A 15178-nucleotide genomic window follows, 5' to 3' on the forward strand; every position below is an offset into this window, starting at 1 on the left:
CTTGAAGGTCAAGGACTTGCGACGAACTTCAGAGACTTGTTCAAGCCTTATCCACAAGCTGCTGTTTCGTCTCAAATTTTAAGATTTGGCCTCGGGACCCGTCCGGCCAGACCCGCTCCTCCGTTCAGCCAACCGCGCCTGCTGCACCGCAACAGAAAGCAGCCACAGTCGGACTGAAGACGCGCCTGATGACAGCCCCCTTGAGTCAAGGGGGCGCCGCGACAGCGGCGGGGATGTGGGTGTACAGAGAGGGACCCGCGATTCGGGGCTTGCGTCAGCAAGACCTGAATCGTGGGCCGCCCTTGCGAAGCAAGTGGCGGAGCCGGCCGATAAGCCGGGTTCTGTCGTGGACAGTCATTCCTCTAGGCGCATCGTCGCCGATACGCTCGAGCAGCCTACCCGGACCTGACGCGGGCCGCGTCGTGGGGTCCCTATTTGGCCTTGCTCCCGGTGGGGTTTGCCGTGCCGGCCTGTTGCCAGGCTCGCGGTGCGCTCTTACCGCACCATTTCACCCTTGCCTGTGTCCTTGCGGATCATCGGCGGTATCTTTCTGTTGCACTTTCCGTCGGCTCGCGCCGCCCAGGCGTTACCTGGCACCGTGCCCTGTGGAGCCCGGACTTTCCTCGGCATCCGCCCTGCGAACAGGGAAGATGACGCGACTGCCTGGCCGACTCCGCCACGCGCATTGTCGCATGGTGGGCACGGCAGGCCTTGCCCTACGCAGGGCCTTCCTGCTGGTCGGGCAGCGTCCCGGACAGGACGCGCCTGGCGAAGGCCTGGGCCGCTTCTCCATCTGCCGGCGTCATGGGCTCATCGCCCACCGCGACGAAATACAACGTGGTGTCGCGGTACTCGAGCAGCGGCACCATCGCCGCGACCCCGGGCATCGCCGCGATGGTGCGTGACAGGGGTTCGTGGAAATAGGTGATGTGCGAACCGATGCCGGGATCCCGGTCAAAGCCCGAGACCAGCGCTCCGCGGCGGGCCCGCCCGAGCAATCGCCCGACCAGCGCGCGATAGGCGGCGGGGTCCGGCTGGTGGATGAGGACGTCGAGGCACAGCACCACGTCGCGACGATGGTCGACCCCCGCATCGAAGTCCGCCGGAGTGGCGAATGTCCATGAAGGCTGCTTGGCCGCGGCGATCCGCAAGGCTTCGATCGACAGATCCACGCCGACGTAGTCGCGGCATGGCAGGTCGCGCGTTGTTTCCAGGTCTCCGCAGCCCCAATCGAGGACGGACAACTCCCGCGGAATCAGTGCGGCCAACAATGCGCGCTTGCGTTCCAGGATCTCGCCGCGCGACCCCTGGCCGCTGCCCAGCGCCGGGTGGTGCGCATAGCGGTGGTTCCAGAAACCGCGGTTGTCGAAATACCGGCGCTGGAATTGCTCGATCGTGCGGTTGACCCGTGCGATCGCGGGCCTGGCCTGCGGCGCGTCGACTTGCTGGAGGCGCATGTGGGCATCGAGCCGTCCATGGTGGTGCAGCAGGATCGGCTCATCGGCACTGGTGTCCACCGGACGATGCGTCGGGAAATTCCACGCGTCGGAGAGTATCTGGAACGCCTTCCCCGCTTCGGCCAACGCCAGGCAGAAGGACACCTGGTCGACGTGCACGCGCCATTTGTCCAGCAATTCGACGCGATCCAGCAACCAGTGCGCCCAATGCGCCCAGCGCGCCCCGAGCGCGGCGAGGAGCGGCGCATCGACGACGTACAGGCCGCCATTGAAATTCCCGCCAACGGTTTCGAACGCGATGCGTTGCGACTGCGCGTTCCAGGAGCCGCATGCAAATCGTGCAGGCACGGCCATGCCAGCTTCGGCGAAGATGCGCTCAAGGACGGCGACAGGTGGATTCGGACCATCGACCAGCTTGCCCGCAACCGGCGCGGTGATCGTCGCCAGCGGAACGTCCCGCGCGAACACGATGTCGACATCGGTCAGCGCCACGCGATCGGCGTCGCCATAGTCGCCCTGGCATTGCCGGATCTTGTTGGAATGCGGGCTGCGCGCATCGAACGCCGGCACCGCGACGACGTTGACGCCCAGGGCTGCGCACAACGACGCGACCTCCGGCCGCAGCGGACAGACATGGTGCACGTACATCCGCGTAGGATCGATGCCCGCCAGGCCGACGGCGGTTGCCAGCCATGGCGTGATGCTCGACCAGATCTGCGGGGTATCGTCGACCAGGCAGGACCAGGCGACCTTCGACCCGCCGCCCGCGCGACCATCCGATCGGACTGCGTCAACCGCCATACAGCGCCTTCCGCGGCGCGCCGCTGAGCTCGGCCGCCAGCTTGGCGGCGGTGGACGGCGGCAGGTGCTGGCCGAGCACCGCATACAGGCGACGGCCTTCCACGATGCGGGCGTCGGCATCCTCCGCGGCGCCCTGCACCAGCACCACGAATTCGCCCTTGCGCTGGTTGGGGTCGGCAACGATCGTCGCGTGCAGGTCGCCCAGGCCGCCATCAAGCACCGTTTCGAAGAGCTTGGTGAGCTCGCGCGCAATCACTGCGGGCCGATCGCTGCCGAAGGCCAGGACCATGTCGGCCAGTGCATCGGCGATGCGGTGGGAGGACTCGTAGAAGGCCAGCGTGCGGGTTTCGGCCGCGAGCTGCCGCAGCCGCTCGCGACGGGCGCCGGCCTTCGCCGGCAGGAAGCCTTCGAACACGAACCGGTCCGATGGCAAGCCTGCGGCACTCAGCGCCGCGATGAACGCGCAAGGCCCGGGCAGCGGGCTCACGCGGATGCCAGCGATGCGGGCGGCCCGCACCAGCCGGAAACCGGGATCGCTGACCAGCGGCGTGCCCGCGTCGGAGACCAGGGCCAGCGATTCGCCCGCGACCAGGCGCGCGACCAGGCGTTCGGCCAATGCGTCCTCATTGTGCTCATGCAGGGCAACCAGCGGCTTCTCGACGCCGTAATGCGCCAGCAGCTGCCGCGTATGCCGGGTGTCCTCCGCGCAGATGGCAGCGACCGACTTGAGCACGTCCAGCGCGCGCGGGGACAGATCGCCGAGATTGCCGATGGGCGTCGCCACCACGTACAGCGTCGCCCTCGTGCCCGGCGCTGCATGGGCCGCGACGGACGTCGTGCCGGCTGTCGTCATGTTGCGTGAATCCTGCTGGCGGGGACGGGGCAGGTAGAATCCTAACCGGTCCCCTGCAAAAGCCGTCGCGGCTGAATCCTGATGAGCAAGCGCGTCAATTCCCGGTTCGCCAGAGGCATCCTGCTGTTGCTTGCCACGTCGCTGCTGGCCAGCTGCGGGACGGTCACCACGCGAACCACGCCGGACAGCGCCAGCGCACCGGTGGCTGCCGCGTTCGCCAGCGCCGAGGAGCTCGCCCATCGCGACGCCACGCTTTCCGGCCAGGCCCGGCAGGACAATCGCGCGCAGATCGATCGCCTGCTCGCCGGCATCGACAACGCCGGCCTCGCCCGCCAGGCGGCTGCGCTGCCGGTTGGCGACCCGCTGTACAACTTCGTCGGCCGGGCACTGCTCAATCGGGGCCTGGCCCTGCCGCGCCCATTCGATCGCGAAGACCTGCACTTCGATGCCGGCAATCGTCCGCCCGCGGACAGCGACGGATATCGTCCGCCGGTCAAGCTCGCGGTGCTGCTGCCGCTGACGGGCGATCTGTCCAAGGCCGCGGTGCCCGTGCGTGACGGCCTGCTGGCCGCTTATTACGGCGAACACCGACGTCGCCCCGACATCCTGTTCTACGACACCACCGGCACGCCCGCCGGTGCCATTGCCGCCTACGGGCGCGCCGTGACCGAGGGCGCGGACGCTGTCGTCGGTCCATTGGGCCGTGACGAGGTCAGCGCCCTGCTGCACGAGCGCCTGACGGTGCCGGTGCTCGCGCTCAATCGCGGCAACGTCGCGCCACCGGCAGGGAGCAGCAGTTTCTCGCTGGCGCCGGAAGATGACGGCATCGCGGCAGCGGAGTTCCTGCTGTCGCGCAACGCCAGGCGCGTGCTGGTGCTGAACGATGGCGGACTGCAACGCGTCGTCTCGGCGTTTCGCGACCAGCTGAAAGGTCGCGGCGGCGTCATCACCGACACGCTCGTCGTCGCCGACAAACCCGGCGACATGGGCACCGCGCTACAGGCGGCGATGCAGAAGCCCGGTGGCGTCGATGGCGTGTTCCTGGCGCTCAACCCCGCCCAGGCGCGTGCGATCGCGCCACAACTGGCCGCGGCCGGCCTGGCATCCAGGCCGCGTGTCATGACCACGTCGTCGGTATCGGCCGAAGGCGCCGGACTGGATGGCATCGCATTCCCCTCCGAATCCTGGGGCGTACAAAGCGTCGCCGGCCTGCCCTCCCCGGAAATGGCGGCAAAGATGCTGCCCAGTACGCGGGGGGGTGGCGCCAGGTTGTTCGCCTTCGGCCATGACGCGTGGTTGCTCACGGCCTATATGGAGCGCCTGGCAACGCGCGCCGACGGCAACGTCCAGGGCGCCACCGGCACGCTGCGGCTGGATGGCTTCGGCAACGTGATGCGCACGCCGGCCTGGTCCACCTTCAGCGGTGGCACGGTCGTGCCACTTGGCGGCAATCCGTAATTGACCATCGCGAGCGTGGATCGGCGCTCGCGCGGGGCCATGGTCGAGGCAGCCGCGCGACGCCACCTGCTGGCGGCGGGGCTGACGGATGTCGCCAGCAACGCCAGCTATCGCGGCGGTGAAATCGACTTGGTGATGCTCGATCGCGATGGACGCGCTGGCAGCTGCCTGGTCTTCATCGAAGTCCGCTACCGCAGCGCCGCCGCATTCGGCGGCGGGCTGATGTCGATCGACGCACGCAAGCGGCGCAAGCTCGTGCACGCCGCACAGTTGTTCCTGGCATCGCATCGACAGTTCGCGCTCAGCGCGTGCCGGTTCGACGTGGTGGTCGCCGATGGCGACGCATCGGCGCCGAACATCACCTGGCTGCGTGACGCCTTCCGCGCCGACGATCCGGCCTGACTACGAAGCACGCGCTCGCGCGCCTGGACGTCATCCGCGGTTGAAGTGATCGAAGCCGGTTTGCGGCGACTGCCACGCCTGTCCGGCCGCATCGACGGCCGCGACGCCGCTGCCGTCGACCACCGCGCCGATGCGGGTCATCGCGATGCCGAGCCGTGCCGCGATCGCGGCGATGGCGTCGCGCTGCGATGGCGCGGCGGTGAAGCACAGTTCGTAGTCGTCGCCGCCAGAGGCCTGCAGCACGCGCCGGGTTTCGGCGGTGAACATCGACCGCAGCGTCGGTGATGCCGGCAGTCCATCGATGTCGACGCGCGCCGCGACGCCACTCGCGTCGCAGATATGCCCCAGGTCCGCCAGCAGACCATCGGAGACGTCGATGCAGGCATGCGCGATCGGCGCGAGCGCGAGGCCGGCCTGGACGCGGGGTTCCGGGTGGTCGAGGCGCTCGCGCAGCGCGGGCTCGGCGGCACCGCCCGCGCGCCATTGCGCCAGCGCGGCACTGGCATCGCCGAGCGTGCCGGTGACCCAGACATCATCACCGGCGCGCGCGCCGTCCCGGCGCAACACCTGCGCCGGGTCGACGACGCCATGCACCGTGACGCAGACCGACAAGGGTCCGCGGGTGGTGTCCCCGCCGACCAGCGCGACGCCATGCAGCGCCGCGAGCGCCAGGAATCCATCGAGGAAGCCGTCCACCCACGCCGGATCGGCATCGTGCAGGGACAGCGACAGCGTGCACCACGCCGGCTGTGCGCCCATCGCCGCGAGGTCGGACAGGTTGACCGCCAAGGCCTTCCAGCCGATGTCCGCGGCCGCGGTCCCGGGCGGGAAATGCACGCCATCGTTGAGCGTATCGGTTGCAACGACCAGCAACTTGCCTGGCGGCATGCGCAGCAGCGCGGCGTCGTCGCCGATGCCCAGGACCACGCCATCGCGGACGACGTCGACATGGCGTGCGCGCGATGCGATGCGCGCGATCAGGTCGAATTCACCGCGCGCGCTCACCGTGGTCGCGCGGAGCTGAACTCCACCGCACGCCGCGCCGTGGAAATCTTCAGTCACGAGACTCTCCAGCGCGCCGCCGCGCGCAATGGACCCTGGTTGCCAATCCTTTCAGGATTTCTTCGACGATTGGAACTCAACCGCGCGCCATGTCGCGGCCGCCTGGTCGAGCACGCCATTGACGTAGGTGTGCCCGTGCTCCGACCCGAAGCGCTTGGTGGTGTCGATCGCCTCATTGATGACGACGCGATACGGCACGTCCGGGCGATGCAGCAACTCATAGGCGGCAATCCGCAGGGCGGCGCGCTCGATCTGGTCGACTTCCTCGACGGTGCGGTCGAGAAAGCCCGACAGCGCCGCGTCCAGCTCGCGATGGTGGCGCAACACGCCGCGCACCAGGTCCTCGAAATATTCCAGGTCGGCGACTTCGTGCGCCTGTTCGTGCGCGAACTGGGCGATCAGGCTGTTGGCGTCGCCACCGGACACCTGCCAGGCGTAGATCGCCTGCAGGCCACGCCGGCGCGCGCGCGAGCGCCGGACCGGATCGATGCCATCGCGACGCGGGGCGTGCTTCATGGCAGCTGCTCCAGCAGATGCGCCATCTCGATCGCCACCAGCGCGACTTCCTCGCCCTTGTTGCCATGCTTGCCGCCGGCGCGCTGTTGCGCGTCATCGTGCGCCTCGACGGCCAGCACGCCATTGCAGACCGGCAGGCCGTAATCCAGAGACACGCGCATCAGGCCATCGGCGCAACCGTCAGCCACGTGTTCGTAATGCCGGGTCTGGCCACGGATGACGCAGCCCAGCGCGACCACCGCCACATGCGCGCTGGCGGCGGCGACGCGGGCAGCCGCCACGGGAATGTCCCAGGCGCCCGGTACGCGGATCACGTCGATCGACGCGTCGGCGACGCCGTTGTCGACGAAGGCCTTGCGCGCGCCGGCCACCAGCGCATCGGTGATGCGGGGATTCCAGCGGCTGGCGACAATGGCGAAGCGGGCGCCTTCGGCGGCACGCAGGTCGCCTTCGTAATGCGGCATGGTCGGGTCGATCGGCAGGGAACGCCAGTTTAGCGCCTGCCCGCTCCGGTGGCGGTCATGGCAGCGACGACGGCTCGAGGTACTCGACGACTTCCAGCCCGTAGCCGGCCAGGCCGACCTGTCGTCGCGGCGTGCCCAGCACCCGCAGCTTGCCCAGGCCCAGGTCGGCCAGGATCTGCGCGCCGGCACCATTGCGCCGCCATTCGGCGAAAGCACCACCGCGGCGCGGCTCTTCGGGCTGTTCGCGGATCCGGGCCAGTAGTGCATCGGCGCCCTGCGACTCCCCCAGCAGCACCAGCGCGCCACGGCCTTCCGCCGCGATCCGCGCCAGGACGTCGCCGACCGCCGGGCCGAAATCCGCGCGGCGCCAATGCAGGGCGTCGGCGAGCGGATTCTGCATGTGCACGCGGACCAGTGTCGGCGTCGCGGCATCGGCGTCGCCACGCAGCAGCGCGAAATGCAGCGCGTGGCTCAGGCGGTCGCGATAGGTGTGCAGCATGAACGGACCATGCTCGGTGTCGATCGCGCGTGCGTCGACCCGCTCGATGGTGTGTTCGGTGGCCAGCCGGTGGCGGATCAGGTCTTCGATCGATCCGATCTTCAAGCCCTGCTCGCGGGCGAAGACTTCGAGCTCCGGGCGGCGCGCCATCGAGCCATCGGGATTGAGGATTTCGACCAGCACGCCCGCCGGCTCCAGGCCCGCCAGCAACGCCAGGTCGCTGGCGGCCTCGGTGTGCCCCGCGCGATTGAGTACGCCGCCAGGCTGCGCCTGCAAGGGAAAGATGTGCCCGGGCTGGGACAGGTCGCGCGCACTGGCATCGGGCCGCACGGCCGTGCGGATCGTATGCGCGCGGTCATAGGCGGAGATGCCGGTGGTGACGCCTTCGGCGGCCTCGATCGACACGGTGAAGTTGGTGCCGTGCGACGAGGTGTTGTCGCGCACCATCGGTGGCAGGCCGAGCTGCCGGCAGCGCTCGCGCGTCAGCGACAGGCACACCAGCCCGCGCGCATGCGTGACCATGAAGTTGATGTCCTGCGGGCGCACCATCTCGGCGGCCATGATCAGGTCGCCTTCGTTCTCGCGATCCTCGTCGTCGACGATCACGACCATGCGCCCGGCGCGCAATTCGTCCAGCAGTTCGGGAATCGTCGCGAAGCTCATGCGGTGTCTCGTGTCGTCAGCAGTCGCTCGACATAGCGCGCGACCAGGTCCACTTCCAGGTTCACGCCATCGCCTTCGCCGGTGCCGGCGAACGCGGTGTGCGCGAGCGTATGCGGGATCAGCGCCACGTCGAACCCGCCGGCATCGACCGCGTTGACGGTGAGGCTGACGCCGTCCACGCAGATCGAACCCTTCTGCGCGATGTAACGCAGCAAAGGCGACGGCGCGGCGAACGTCCAGCGTTGCGCGCGGGCGTCGACGACGATGCGCCGGACGTGTCCGACGCCATCGACATGGCCGCTGACCAGGTGTCCGCCCAGGCGCTCGTCCGCGCGCAGCGCACGCTCGAGGTTGAGCAGCGCACCGGGCCGCAGGCTGCCCAGCGTCGTCAACGCCAGCGTCTCGTTGGAGGCGTCCGCCTCGAACGCGTGCGCGTCGAACGCGACCACGGTGAGGCACACGCCGTTGACCGAGATGCTCTCACCCGGTTCGACCCGCTCGAAGGGCAACGTGCCGACGTCCACCCGCAGGCGCGCGTCGCCGCCACGCATGTCGCGGGCGGCCAAGCGGCCCACGCCCTGCACCAGGCCAGTGAACATCAGGAATCCTTGCGCCGCGCGTGGACGAACAACGGCCAGCGCACGGACACGATCGCGTCCGGATCGTTGCCCAATGCCGATGCGAACCGGTCGGCATGTTGCGCGACCGGATCCCGCCCGGTCGCATCGCGATAGCGCTTGCTGGCCGAATAGCTGGAGAAATAACCGAGCAGGCGCGGTAGTGGCCATTGCGCCTCGAGCTGGAAGTCGGGGACGGGAACGGCGGCGAATGGCCACGCGAAACCAGCGTATGCGGCATCGATCAGCGCGCGCTCGGGCGGCCAGTAAGCGGCAATGTCGTGCTGCAGCGAGTCGTTGACCGCTGCCAGGGCCGGGGTCAACTCGATGTCCTGGTAACCCCAGGCGACCAGCAGTCCACCCGGCTTGAGCACGCGGGCGCATTGTGCGAAGAACGCATCGCGATCGAACCAATGCAGCGCCTGCGCCACGCACACGGCATCGACGCTGGCATCGCCGAGACTGCAGTCCTCGCCGCCCTCGATGGCGAACGTCACGTTGGTCGGACCCGTCGCGTGCGCGATCTGTGCCGCGGCGGGATCGGTTGCGAATACGCGCTCGAAGTACGCCGCCAGGCCGCGGCTGGCCTGCCCGCTGCCGCAGCCCGCCTCCCACGCGGCAGTGCGCGACGGCGCCGTCGCCGCGATCCATGCGAACAAGGCATCGGGATACTCGGGCCGCGCATCCGCGTATGCCGATGCGACGTCGGAAAAGTGATCGGCGAACGGCAGGTTCATGCCAATGTCGACCGCGGCTGCAGCAGCAGGCGCACGTCCTCGCCAATGCGGCGTGTCTCGACGATGGACATGCTCAGCCGCTCGGCCATCGTGTCGATCGGCAGGCCCTCGAACATCGGCCGTGCATGTTCGCCGAGCACCACGGGCGCGACATAGAGCAACAACTCGTCGACCAGTCCGGCAGCCAGGAACGCCCCGGCCAGCGTGGCCCCCGTCTCGACCTGGACCTCGTTGATGTCGCGGGCCGCCAGCAGCGACAGCACGGCGTGCAGGTCGAATCGCCCGGCCTGCACCGGAACCGGCGCGTGCGCGGCGTCGATCCCGCGCGGCATGCGCGCGTCAGGCGCATGGATGTACAGCGTGGGCGCATTGCCTTCACGGACGCGACCGCGCGCCACCGTGGCCAGGCCTGGGTCCAGCACGACCCGTACCGGCGGCACGAAGTCGCGCTCGTACTCGGGCGCATCGGCTGGCAGCCGCACGGTGAGCAACGGGTCGTCGATGAGCACGGTCCCGGCGCCGGTCAGGATCGCGCCGCTGCGCGCGCGCCAGCGCTGCACGTCCTGGCGCGATGGTTCGCCGCTGATCCATTTGGAATCGCCGGACTTCAGCGCGCTGCGCCCGTCCAGGCTGACGGCCAGCTTGATCCGCAGCCACGGGCGCCCACGTTCGATCCGCGACAGGAACGCGCGGTTGAGCTGTCGCGCCAACGCCTCCATCAATCCGATCTCGACCGTGATGCCGGCCGCCAGCAGGCGATCGAACCCGGCCCCGTGGATCAGCGGATTCGGGTCGCGCATCGCCGCCACGACGCGGACCACGCCCGCCGCGATCAATGCATCGGCGCAGGGGCCGGTGCGGCCGATGTGCGAGCACGGCTCCAGGGTGACGTAGGCAGTGGCGCCGCGCGCCTTCTCGCCGGCTGCCTCCAGCGCGAAGACTTCGGCATGCGGCCCACCAGCGCTGCGATGCCAACCCTCGCCCACCACGACGCCATCCCTGGCCAGCACGCAGCCGACCATCGGGTTGGGCTTGGTGGTGAACGCGCCGCGCTCAGCCAACCGCAATGCGCGCGCCATCATTGCGTGGTCGCTGGCGCTGAAGGCAAAGGCGTCGGTCGTCATTTATCCTTGCTCCCCGTCGCACGCTGGGAGGTCCGCGCCGGCAACGGCTCGGGATGCTTCCGGTCCTGCAGCAGCGACAACTGGCCCTCGTCGGGCAGTTCACGCTCCAGCCGGTCGAGCTCGTCGCGGAAATCAGCGACGTCCTCGAACGAACGATAGACCGACGCGAAGCGCACATAGCCGACGTGGTCCAGTCGACGCAACTCGGCCATCACGAATTCGCCCACGCGCAGCGAGGCGATTTCGCGCTCGGTGGTCATCCGCAACTGGTGGACCACGGCGCGCACGGCGGCTTCGATCTGCTCCTCGGACACCGGGCGCTTCTGCAGCGCGCGATCGAAGCTCACGCGCAACTTGCGCGCATCGAACTGCTCGCGGCGGCCGTCACCCTTGATGATCACCGGCAACTTCAGCTCGATCGTTTCCAGCGTCGAGAAGCGCTCCCCGCAGGCCTCGCATTCGCGGCGGCGACGGATGGTCACGCCATCGTCGGACACGCGCGAATCGATCACGCGGGTGTCGACATGCTGGCAGAAGGGGCAATGCAACGTGGCTTATCCGTAGACGGGGAATTGCCGGCACTGCTGCGTGACATTCCCGCGCACGCCGGCGATGACGTTCTCGTCGGCCGGGTTGTCGAGCACGTCGCAGATCCAGTTCGCCAGCGCGACGCAGTCGGGCTCCTTGTAGCCGCGCGTGGTGACAGCCGGCGTGCCCAGGCGCAGCCCGGAGGTGACGAAGGGCTTCTGCGGATCGTTCGGCACCGCGTTCTTGTTGACCGTGATGTGGGCCTTGCCCAGCGCGGCTTCCGCGTCCTTGCCGGTGATGCCCTTGCCGATCATGTCGACCAGCATCAAGTGGTTCCGGGTCCCGCCCGACACGATCTTGTAGCCGCGCGCGGTGATCGCATTCGCCATGGCCTGGGCATTCTTCACCACCTGCTGCTGGTAGGTGGTGAACTCGGGCTCCAGCGCCTCCTTGAAGGCGACCGCCTTGGCGGCGATCACGTGCATCAACGGGCCGCCCTGGATACCGGGGAAGACGATCGACTGCAGCTTCTTCTCGAGTTCCGCGTCGGCCTTGGCGACGATGATGCCGCCGCGCGGACCGCGCAGCGTCTTGTGTGTGGTCGAGGTGACGACGTGCGCGTGCGGCACCGGATTGGGATACACGCCGGCGGCGACCAGTCCGGCGACGTGCGCCATGTCGACGAACAGGTAGGCGTCGACCTTGTCGGCGATCGCGCGGAATCGCGCCCAGTCGACCACCTGCGAATACGCGGAGAAGCCCGCGACCACCATCTTCGGCTTGTGCTCCAGGGCGAGGCGCTCGACTTCGTCGTAATCGATCAGGCCGTGCTCGTTGACGCCGTACTGCACGGCGTGGAACAGCTTGCCGCTGATGTTGACCTTCGCGCCGTGGGTGAGGTGTCCGCCGTGCGCCAGCGACATGCCCAGGATGGTGTCGCCCGGCTGCAGCAGCGCCAGGTAGACGGCCTGGTTGGCCTGCGATCCCGAATGCGGCTGGACGTTGGCGTAATCGGCGCCGAACAACTGTTTGGCCCGATCGATCGCCAGCCGCTCGGCGATGTCCACGTACTCGCAACCACCGTAATAGCGCTTGCCCGGATAACCCTCGGCGTACTTGTTGGTCAGCACGCTGCCCTGGGCCTCCAGCACCCGCGGGCTGGCGTAGTTTTCGCTGGCGATCAGCTCGACATGGTCTTCCTGGCGCTGGCGCTCGTCGGCGATGGCCTGGGCGAGTTCGGGGTCGTAGCCTTCGATGCGGGCATCGCGGGGGAACATCAGGCGCTCCGGGCAGTGCGGAAAGACGCAAATTGTAGCCGCAGCGCGGGTTTACGGCCATTCAACTGGCATGGAACCCGCCGTTCCGGGATAATCCACAGCCATCCAGCGAACACATCCGCGGCCCTGCCCAGCGCAGGCCTGCCGCTGCCCCCTGCGGAGCATCCATGCAATACATCTACACCATGAACGGCGTCAGCAAGACCGTGCCGCCGAAGCGCCAGATCATCAAGGACATCTCGCTGTCCTTCTATCCCGGCGCGAAGATCGGCCTGCTCGGCATCAACGGCTCCGGCAAGTCCACGGTCCTGCGGATCATGGCCGGCGTGGATGCCGACTTCAACGGCGAAGCGCGCGCCGCCCCCGGCATCAAGGTCGGCTACCTGCCACAGGAGCCGCAACTGAATCCGGATCACACCGTCCGCCAGGCGGTGGAAATGGGCGTCGGCGAAGTCCTCAGCGCGCAGGCCGAACTGGACAAGGTGTACGAAGCCTACGCCGAGGACGGCGCCGACTTCGACAAACTCGCCGCGAAGCAGCAGCGCCTCGAGGCGATCCTCGCCAGTGGCGACGCCCACACGCTCGAGCACCAGCTGGAGGTCGCCGCCGATGCGCTGCGCCTGCCACCGTGGGACGCCGTCATCGGCAAGCTGTCCGGCGGCGAGAAGCGTCGTGTCGCGTTGTGCCAGCTGCTGCTGCAGAAACCCGACATGCTGCTGCTCGACGAGCCGACCAACCACCTGGACGCCGAGTCCGTCGAATGGCTGGAACAGTTCCTCGCGCGCTACACCGGCACCGTCGTCGCGGTCACGCATGACCGCTACTTCCTCGACAACGCCGCCGAATGGATCCTCGAACTGGACCGCGGCAAGGGCATCCCGTGGAAGGGCAACTACACCGACTGGCTGACGCAGAAGGACGCGCGCCTGAAGCAGGAAGAATCCGGCGAAAAGGCGCGGCAGAAGGCGATCCAGCGCGAGCTCGAGTGGGCGCGCAGCAACGCACGCGGCGGCCGCAGCAAGGGCAAGGCCCGCCTGGCGCGCATCGAGGAACTGCAGGCCGTCGATTACCAGAAGCGCAACGAGACCAATGAGATCTTCATTCCGCCGGGCGAGCGCCTCGGCCAGTCCGTGGTCGAGTTCAGGAACGTGTCGAAGTCGTTCGGCGATCGCCTGCTGATCGACGACCTGAGCCTGATCGTGCCGTCGGGCGCGATCGTCGGGATCATCGGTCCGAATGGCGCCGGCAAGTCGACCCTGTTCAAGATGATCACCGGCCTGGAAAAGCCCGACAAGGGCGAGATCGTGATGGGCCCGACGGTGAAGCTCGCGTACGTCGACCAGAGCCGCGAGAAGCTCGAAGGCAACCACAACGTCTTCCAGGAAGTCTCCGGCGGCGCCGACATCCTCAACATCAACGGCGTCGAGATCCAGTCGCGCGCCTACATCGGCCGCTTCAACTTCAAGGGCCAGGACCAGCAGAAACTGGTCGGCACGCTGTCGGGTGGTGAACGCGGCCGCCTGCACCTGGCCAAGACGCTGCTGCAGGGCGGCAACGTGCTGCTGCTCGATGAGCCGTCGAACGACCTGGACATCGAGACGCTGCGCGCGCTGGAAGACGCCATCCTGGAATTCCCGGGCAACGTCTTCGTGATCTCGCATGACCGCTGGTTCCTGGACCGCATCGCGACGCACATCCTCGCGTTCGAAGGCGACAGCCACGTCGAGTTCTTCCAGGGCAACTACCGCGAATACGAGGAAGACAAGAAGCGTCGCCTCGGCGAGGAAGGCGCGCAGCCGCATCGCCTGCGGTTCAAGGCGTTGAAGTAAGCGGCCCGGCACGACAGCCTGTCGCCATAAGGGAGCGAACCTTGAACTTCATGCAGGCGTTGCGCGATCGCTGGAACACGTCCGACTCGCTGGTGTGCGTCGGACTGGATCCGGAGCCGGCACGGTTCCCGGCGCATGTCCGCGACGACCCCGATGCGGTGTTCGCCTTCTGTCGCGACATCGTCGATGCGACCGCCGCGTTCGCCTGCTGCTTCAAGCCGCAGATCGCGCACTTCGCCGCCCTCGGGGCCGAAGACGCGCTGCAGCGCCTGATCGCGCATGTGCATGCGGCGCACCCCGGCGTCCCGGTGATCCTGGACGCCAAGCGCGGCGATATCGGCAGCACCGCGCAGCATTACGCGACGGAAGCCTTCGACCGTTTTGCGGCCGATGCGGTCACCGCCAATCCGTATCTCGGCGGCGATGCGCTGCAGCCCTTCCTCGACCGGGCGGACAAGGGCGTCGTCATCCTGTGTCGCACATCCAATGCGGGAGCCCAGGACCTGCAGGACCTGCTGGTCGACGGGCGACCGCTCTACCAGCGCGTGGCCGAAACCATCGCCTCGCGCTGGAACGCCAATGGCAACTGCGCGGTCGTGGTTGGCGCGACCTGGCCGGCGCAGCTGCGCGAGGTCCGCGCGATCGTCGGCGACATGCCGTTCCTGGTGCCCGGCGTCGGTGCGCAGGGCGGCGATGTCGAGGCAGTCGTGCGCAATGCGAAGACCGCCGACGGCACCGGGCTGATCGTCAGCTCCTCGCGCGCCATTTTGTACGCGTCCGATGGCCGTGATTTCGCGAAGGCCGCCGGCGCTGCCGCGAAAGCCCTGCGCGACGAGATCAATCGCCACCGCTGACCTGCTCTTCGCAGGAGCGGCTGATGGCGAGCTCTCG

14 protein-coding genes, 1 other RNA gene and 1 pseudogene are annotated in these 15178 nt (G+C 68.2%); 4 read left to right on the forward strand and 12 right to left on the reverse strand.

The window, feature by feature from the left end:
- Window positions 1-314: 314 nt before the first annotated feature.
- From rnpB to rsmI, 3 genes are all read right to left on the reverse strand, one after another.
- Window positions 315-675: RNase P RNA component class A (gene rnpB, locus GST15_RS10970), an RNA gene on the reverse strand.
- Window positions 676-716: 41 nt separating this feature from the next.
- Complete coding sequence (locus tag GST15_RS10975; protein ID WP_159017327.1) at window positions 717-2258, reverse strand: class I SAM-dependent methyltransferase; 1542 nt, start codon at window positions 2256-2258, stop codon at window positions 717-719.
- Complete coding sequence (gene rsmI / locus GST15_RS10980; protein WP_159017328.1) at window positions 2248-3111, reverse strand: 16S rRNA (cytidine(1402)-2'-O)-methyltransferase; 864 nt, start codon at window positions 3109-3111, stop codon at window positions 2248-2250. Before rsmI ends, GST15_RS10975 begins: the two co-directional genes overlap by 11 nt.
- A 213-nt stretch (window positions 3112-3324) precedes the next feature.
- Between rsmI and GST15_RS10985 the strand changes: the two are divergent.
- Window positions 3325-4569 (forward strand): annotated as a pseudogene (locus GST15_RS10985) (penicillin-binding protein activator); the annotation flags it as partial.
- A gap of 6 nt (window positions 4570-4575) precedes the next feature.
- On the forward strand, window positions 4576-4971 hold the full coding sequence (locus GST15_RS10990) for a YraN family protein (protein ID WP_267902561.1): 396 nt from the start codon (window positions 4576-4578) through the stop codon (window positions 4969-4971).
- Between the two features lie 30 nt (window positions 4972-5001).
- On the opposite strand, the gene thiL is transcribed toward GST15_RS10990, so the two are convergent.
- From thiL to glyA, 9 genes are all read right to left on the reverse strand, one after another.
- Complete coding sequence (thiL, locus tag GST15_RS10995; RefSeq protein WP_159017533.1) at window positions 5002-5976, reverse strand: thiamine-phosphate kinase; 975 nt, start codon at window positions 5974-5976, stop codon at window positions 5002-5004.
- Window positions 5977-6084: 108 nt separating this feature from the next.
- Complete coding sequence (nusB, locus tag GST15_RS11000; RefSeq protein ID WP_159017330.1) at window positions 6085-6549, reverse strand: transcription antitermination factor NusB; 465 nt, start codon at window positions 6547-6549, stop codon at window positions 6085-6087.
- Window positions 6546-7013 carry a 6,7-dimethyl-8-ribityllumazine synthase gene (gene ribH / locus GST15_RS11005; protein ID WP_159017331.1) on the reverse strand — a complete coding sequence of 156 codons (468 nt, stop codon included), beginning with the start codon at window positions 7011-7013 and terminating at the stop codon, window positions 6546-6548. Before ribH ends, nusB begins: the two co-directional genes overlap by 4 nt.
- A gap of 55 nt (window positions 7014-7068) precedes the next feature.
- Window positions 7069-8175: a 3,4-dihydroxy-2-butanone-4-phosphate synthase gene (gene ribB / locus GST15_RS11010; RefSeq protein ID WP_159017332.1), complete on the reverse strand. Its 1107-nt coding sequence runs from the start codon at window positions 8173-8175 to the stop codon at window positions 7069-7071.
- The gene (locus GST15_RS11015; protein ID WP_159017333.1) at window positions 8172-8774 is read right to left on the reverse strand and encodes a riboflavin synthase; all 603 of its coding nucleotides are present in this window, start codon (window positions 8772-8774) and stop codon (window positions 8172-8174) included. The genes ribB and GST15_RS11015 overlap by 4 nt, the downstream gene beginning before the upstream one ends.
- On the reverse strand, window positions 8774-9529 hold the full coding sequence (locus tag GST15_RS11020) for a class I SAM-dependent methyltransferase (RefSeq protein ID WP_159017334.1): 756 nt from the start codon (window positions 9527-9529) through the stop codon (window positions 8774-8776). The genes GST15_RS11015 and GST15_RS11020 overlap by 1 nt, the downstream gene beginning before the upstream one ends.
- A complete protein-coding gene (gene ribD, locus GST15_RS11025; RefSeq protein WP_159017335.1) occupies window positions 9526-10653 on the reverse strand; it encodes a bifunctional diaminohydroxyphosphoribosylaminopyrimidine deaminase/5-amino-6-(5-phosphoribosylamino)uracil reductase RibD in 1128 nt (375 codons plus the stop codon). Before ribD ends, GST15_RS11020 begins: the two co-directional genes overlap by 4 nt.
- Window positions 10650-11201: a transcriptional regulator NrdR gene (nrdR, locus tag GST15_RS11030; RefSeq protein WP_159017336.1), complete on the reverse strand. Its 552-nt coding sequence runs from the start codon at window positions 11199-11201 to the stop codon at window positions 10650-10652. Before nrdR ends, ribD begins: the two co-directional genes overlap by 4 nt.
- A 6-nt stretch (window positions 11202-11207) precedes the next feature.
- Window positions 11208-12458, reverse strand: a complete 1251-nt coding sequence (glyA, locus tag GST15_RS11035) for a serine hydroxymethyltransferase (RefSeq protein WP_159017337.1) — start codon at window positions 12456-12458, stop codon at window positions 11208-11210.
- A gap of 167 nt (window positions 12459-12625) precedes the next feature.
- On the opposite strand from glyA, the gene ettA reads away from it, so the two are divergent.
- Both ettA and pyrF read left to right on the forward strand, forming a co-directional pair.
- Window positions 12626-14287, forward strand: coding sequence for an energy-dependent translational throttle protein EttA (gene ettA, locus GST15_RS11040; protein WP_159017338.1), 1662 nt, complete (start codon window positions 12626-12628; stop codon window positions 14285-14287).
- Window positions 14288-14328: 41 nt separating this feature from the next.
- Entirely contained in the window at window positions 14329-15141 is an 813-nt protein-coding gene (gene pyrF, locus GST15_RS11045; RefSeq protein ID WP_159017339.1) for an orotidine-5'-phosphate decarboxylase, read from the forward strand.
- The last annotated feature ends 37 nt before the right edge of the window (window positions 15142-15178 follow it).

The sequence above is a fragment of the Cognatiluteimonas profundi genome (assembly GCF_009792795.1).
Taxonomy (GTDB): Bacteria; Pseudomonadota; Gammaproteobacteria; order Xanthomonadales; family Xanthomonadaceae; genus Cognatiluteimonas; species Cognatiluteimonas profundi.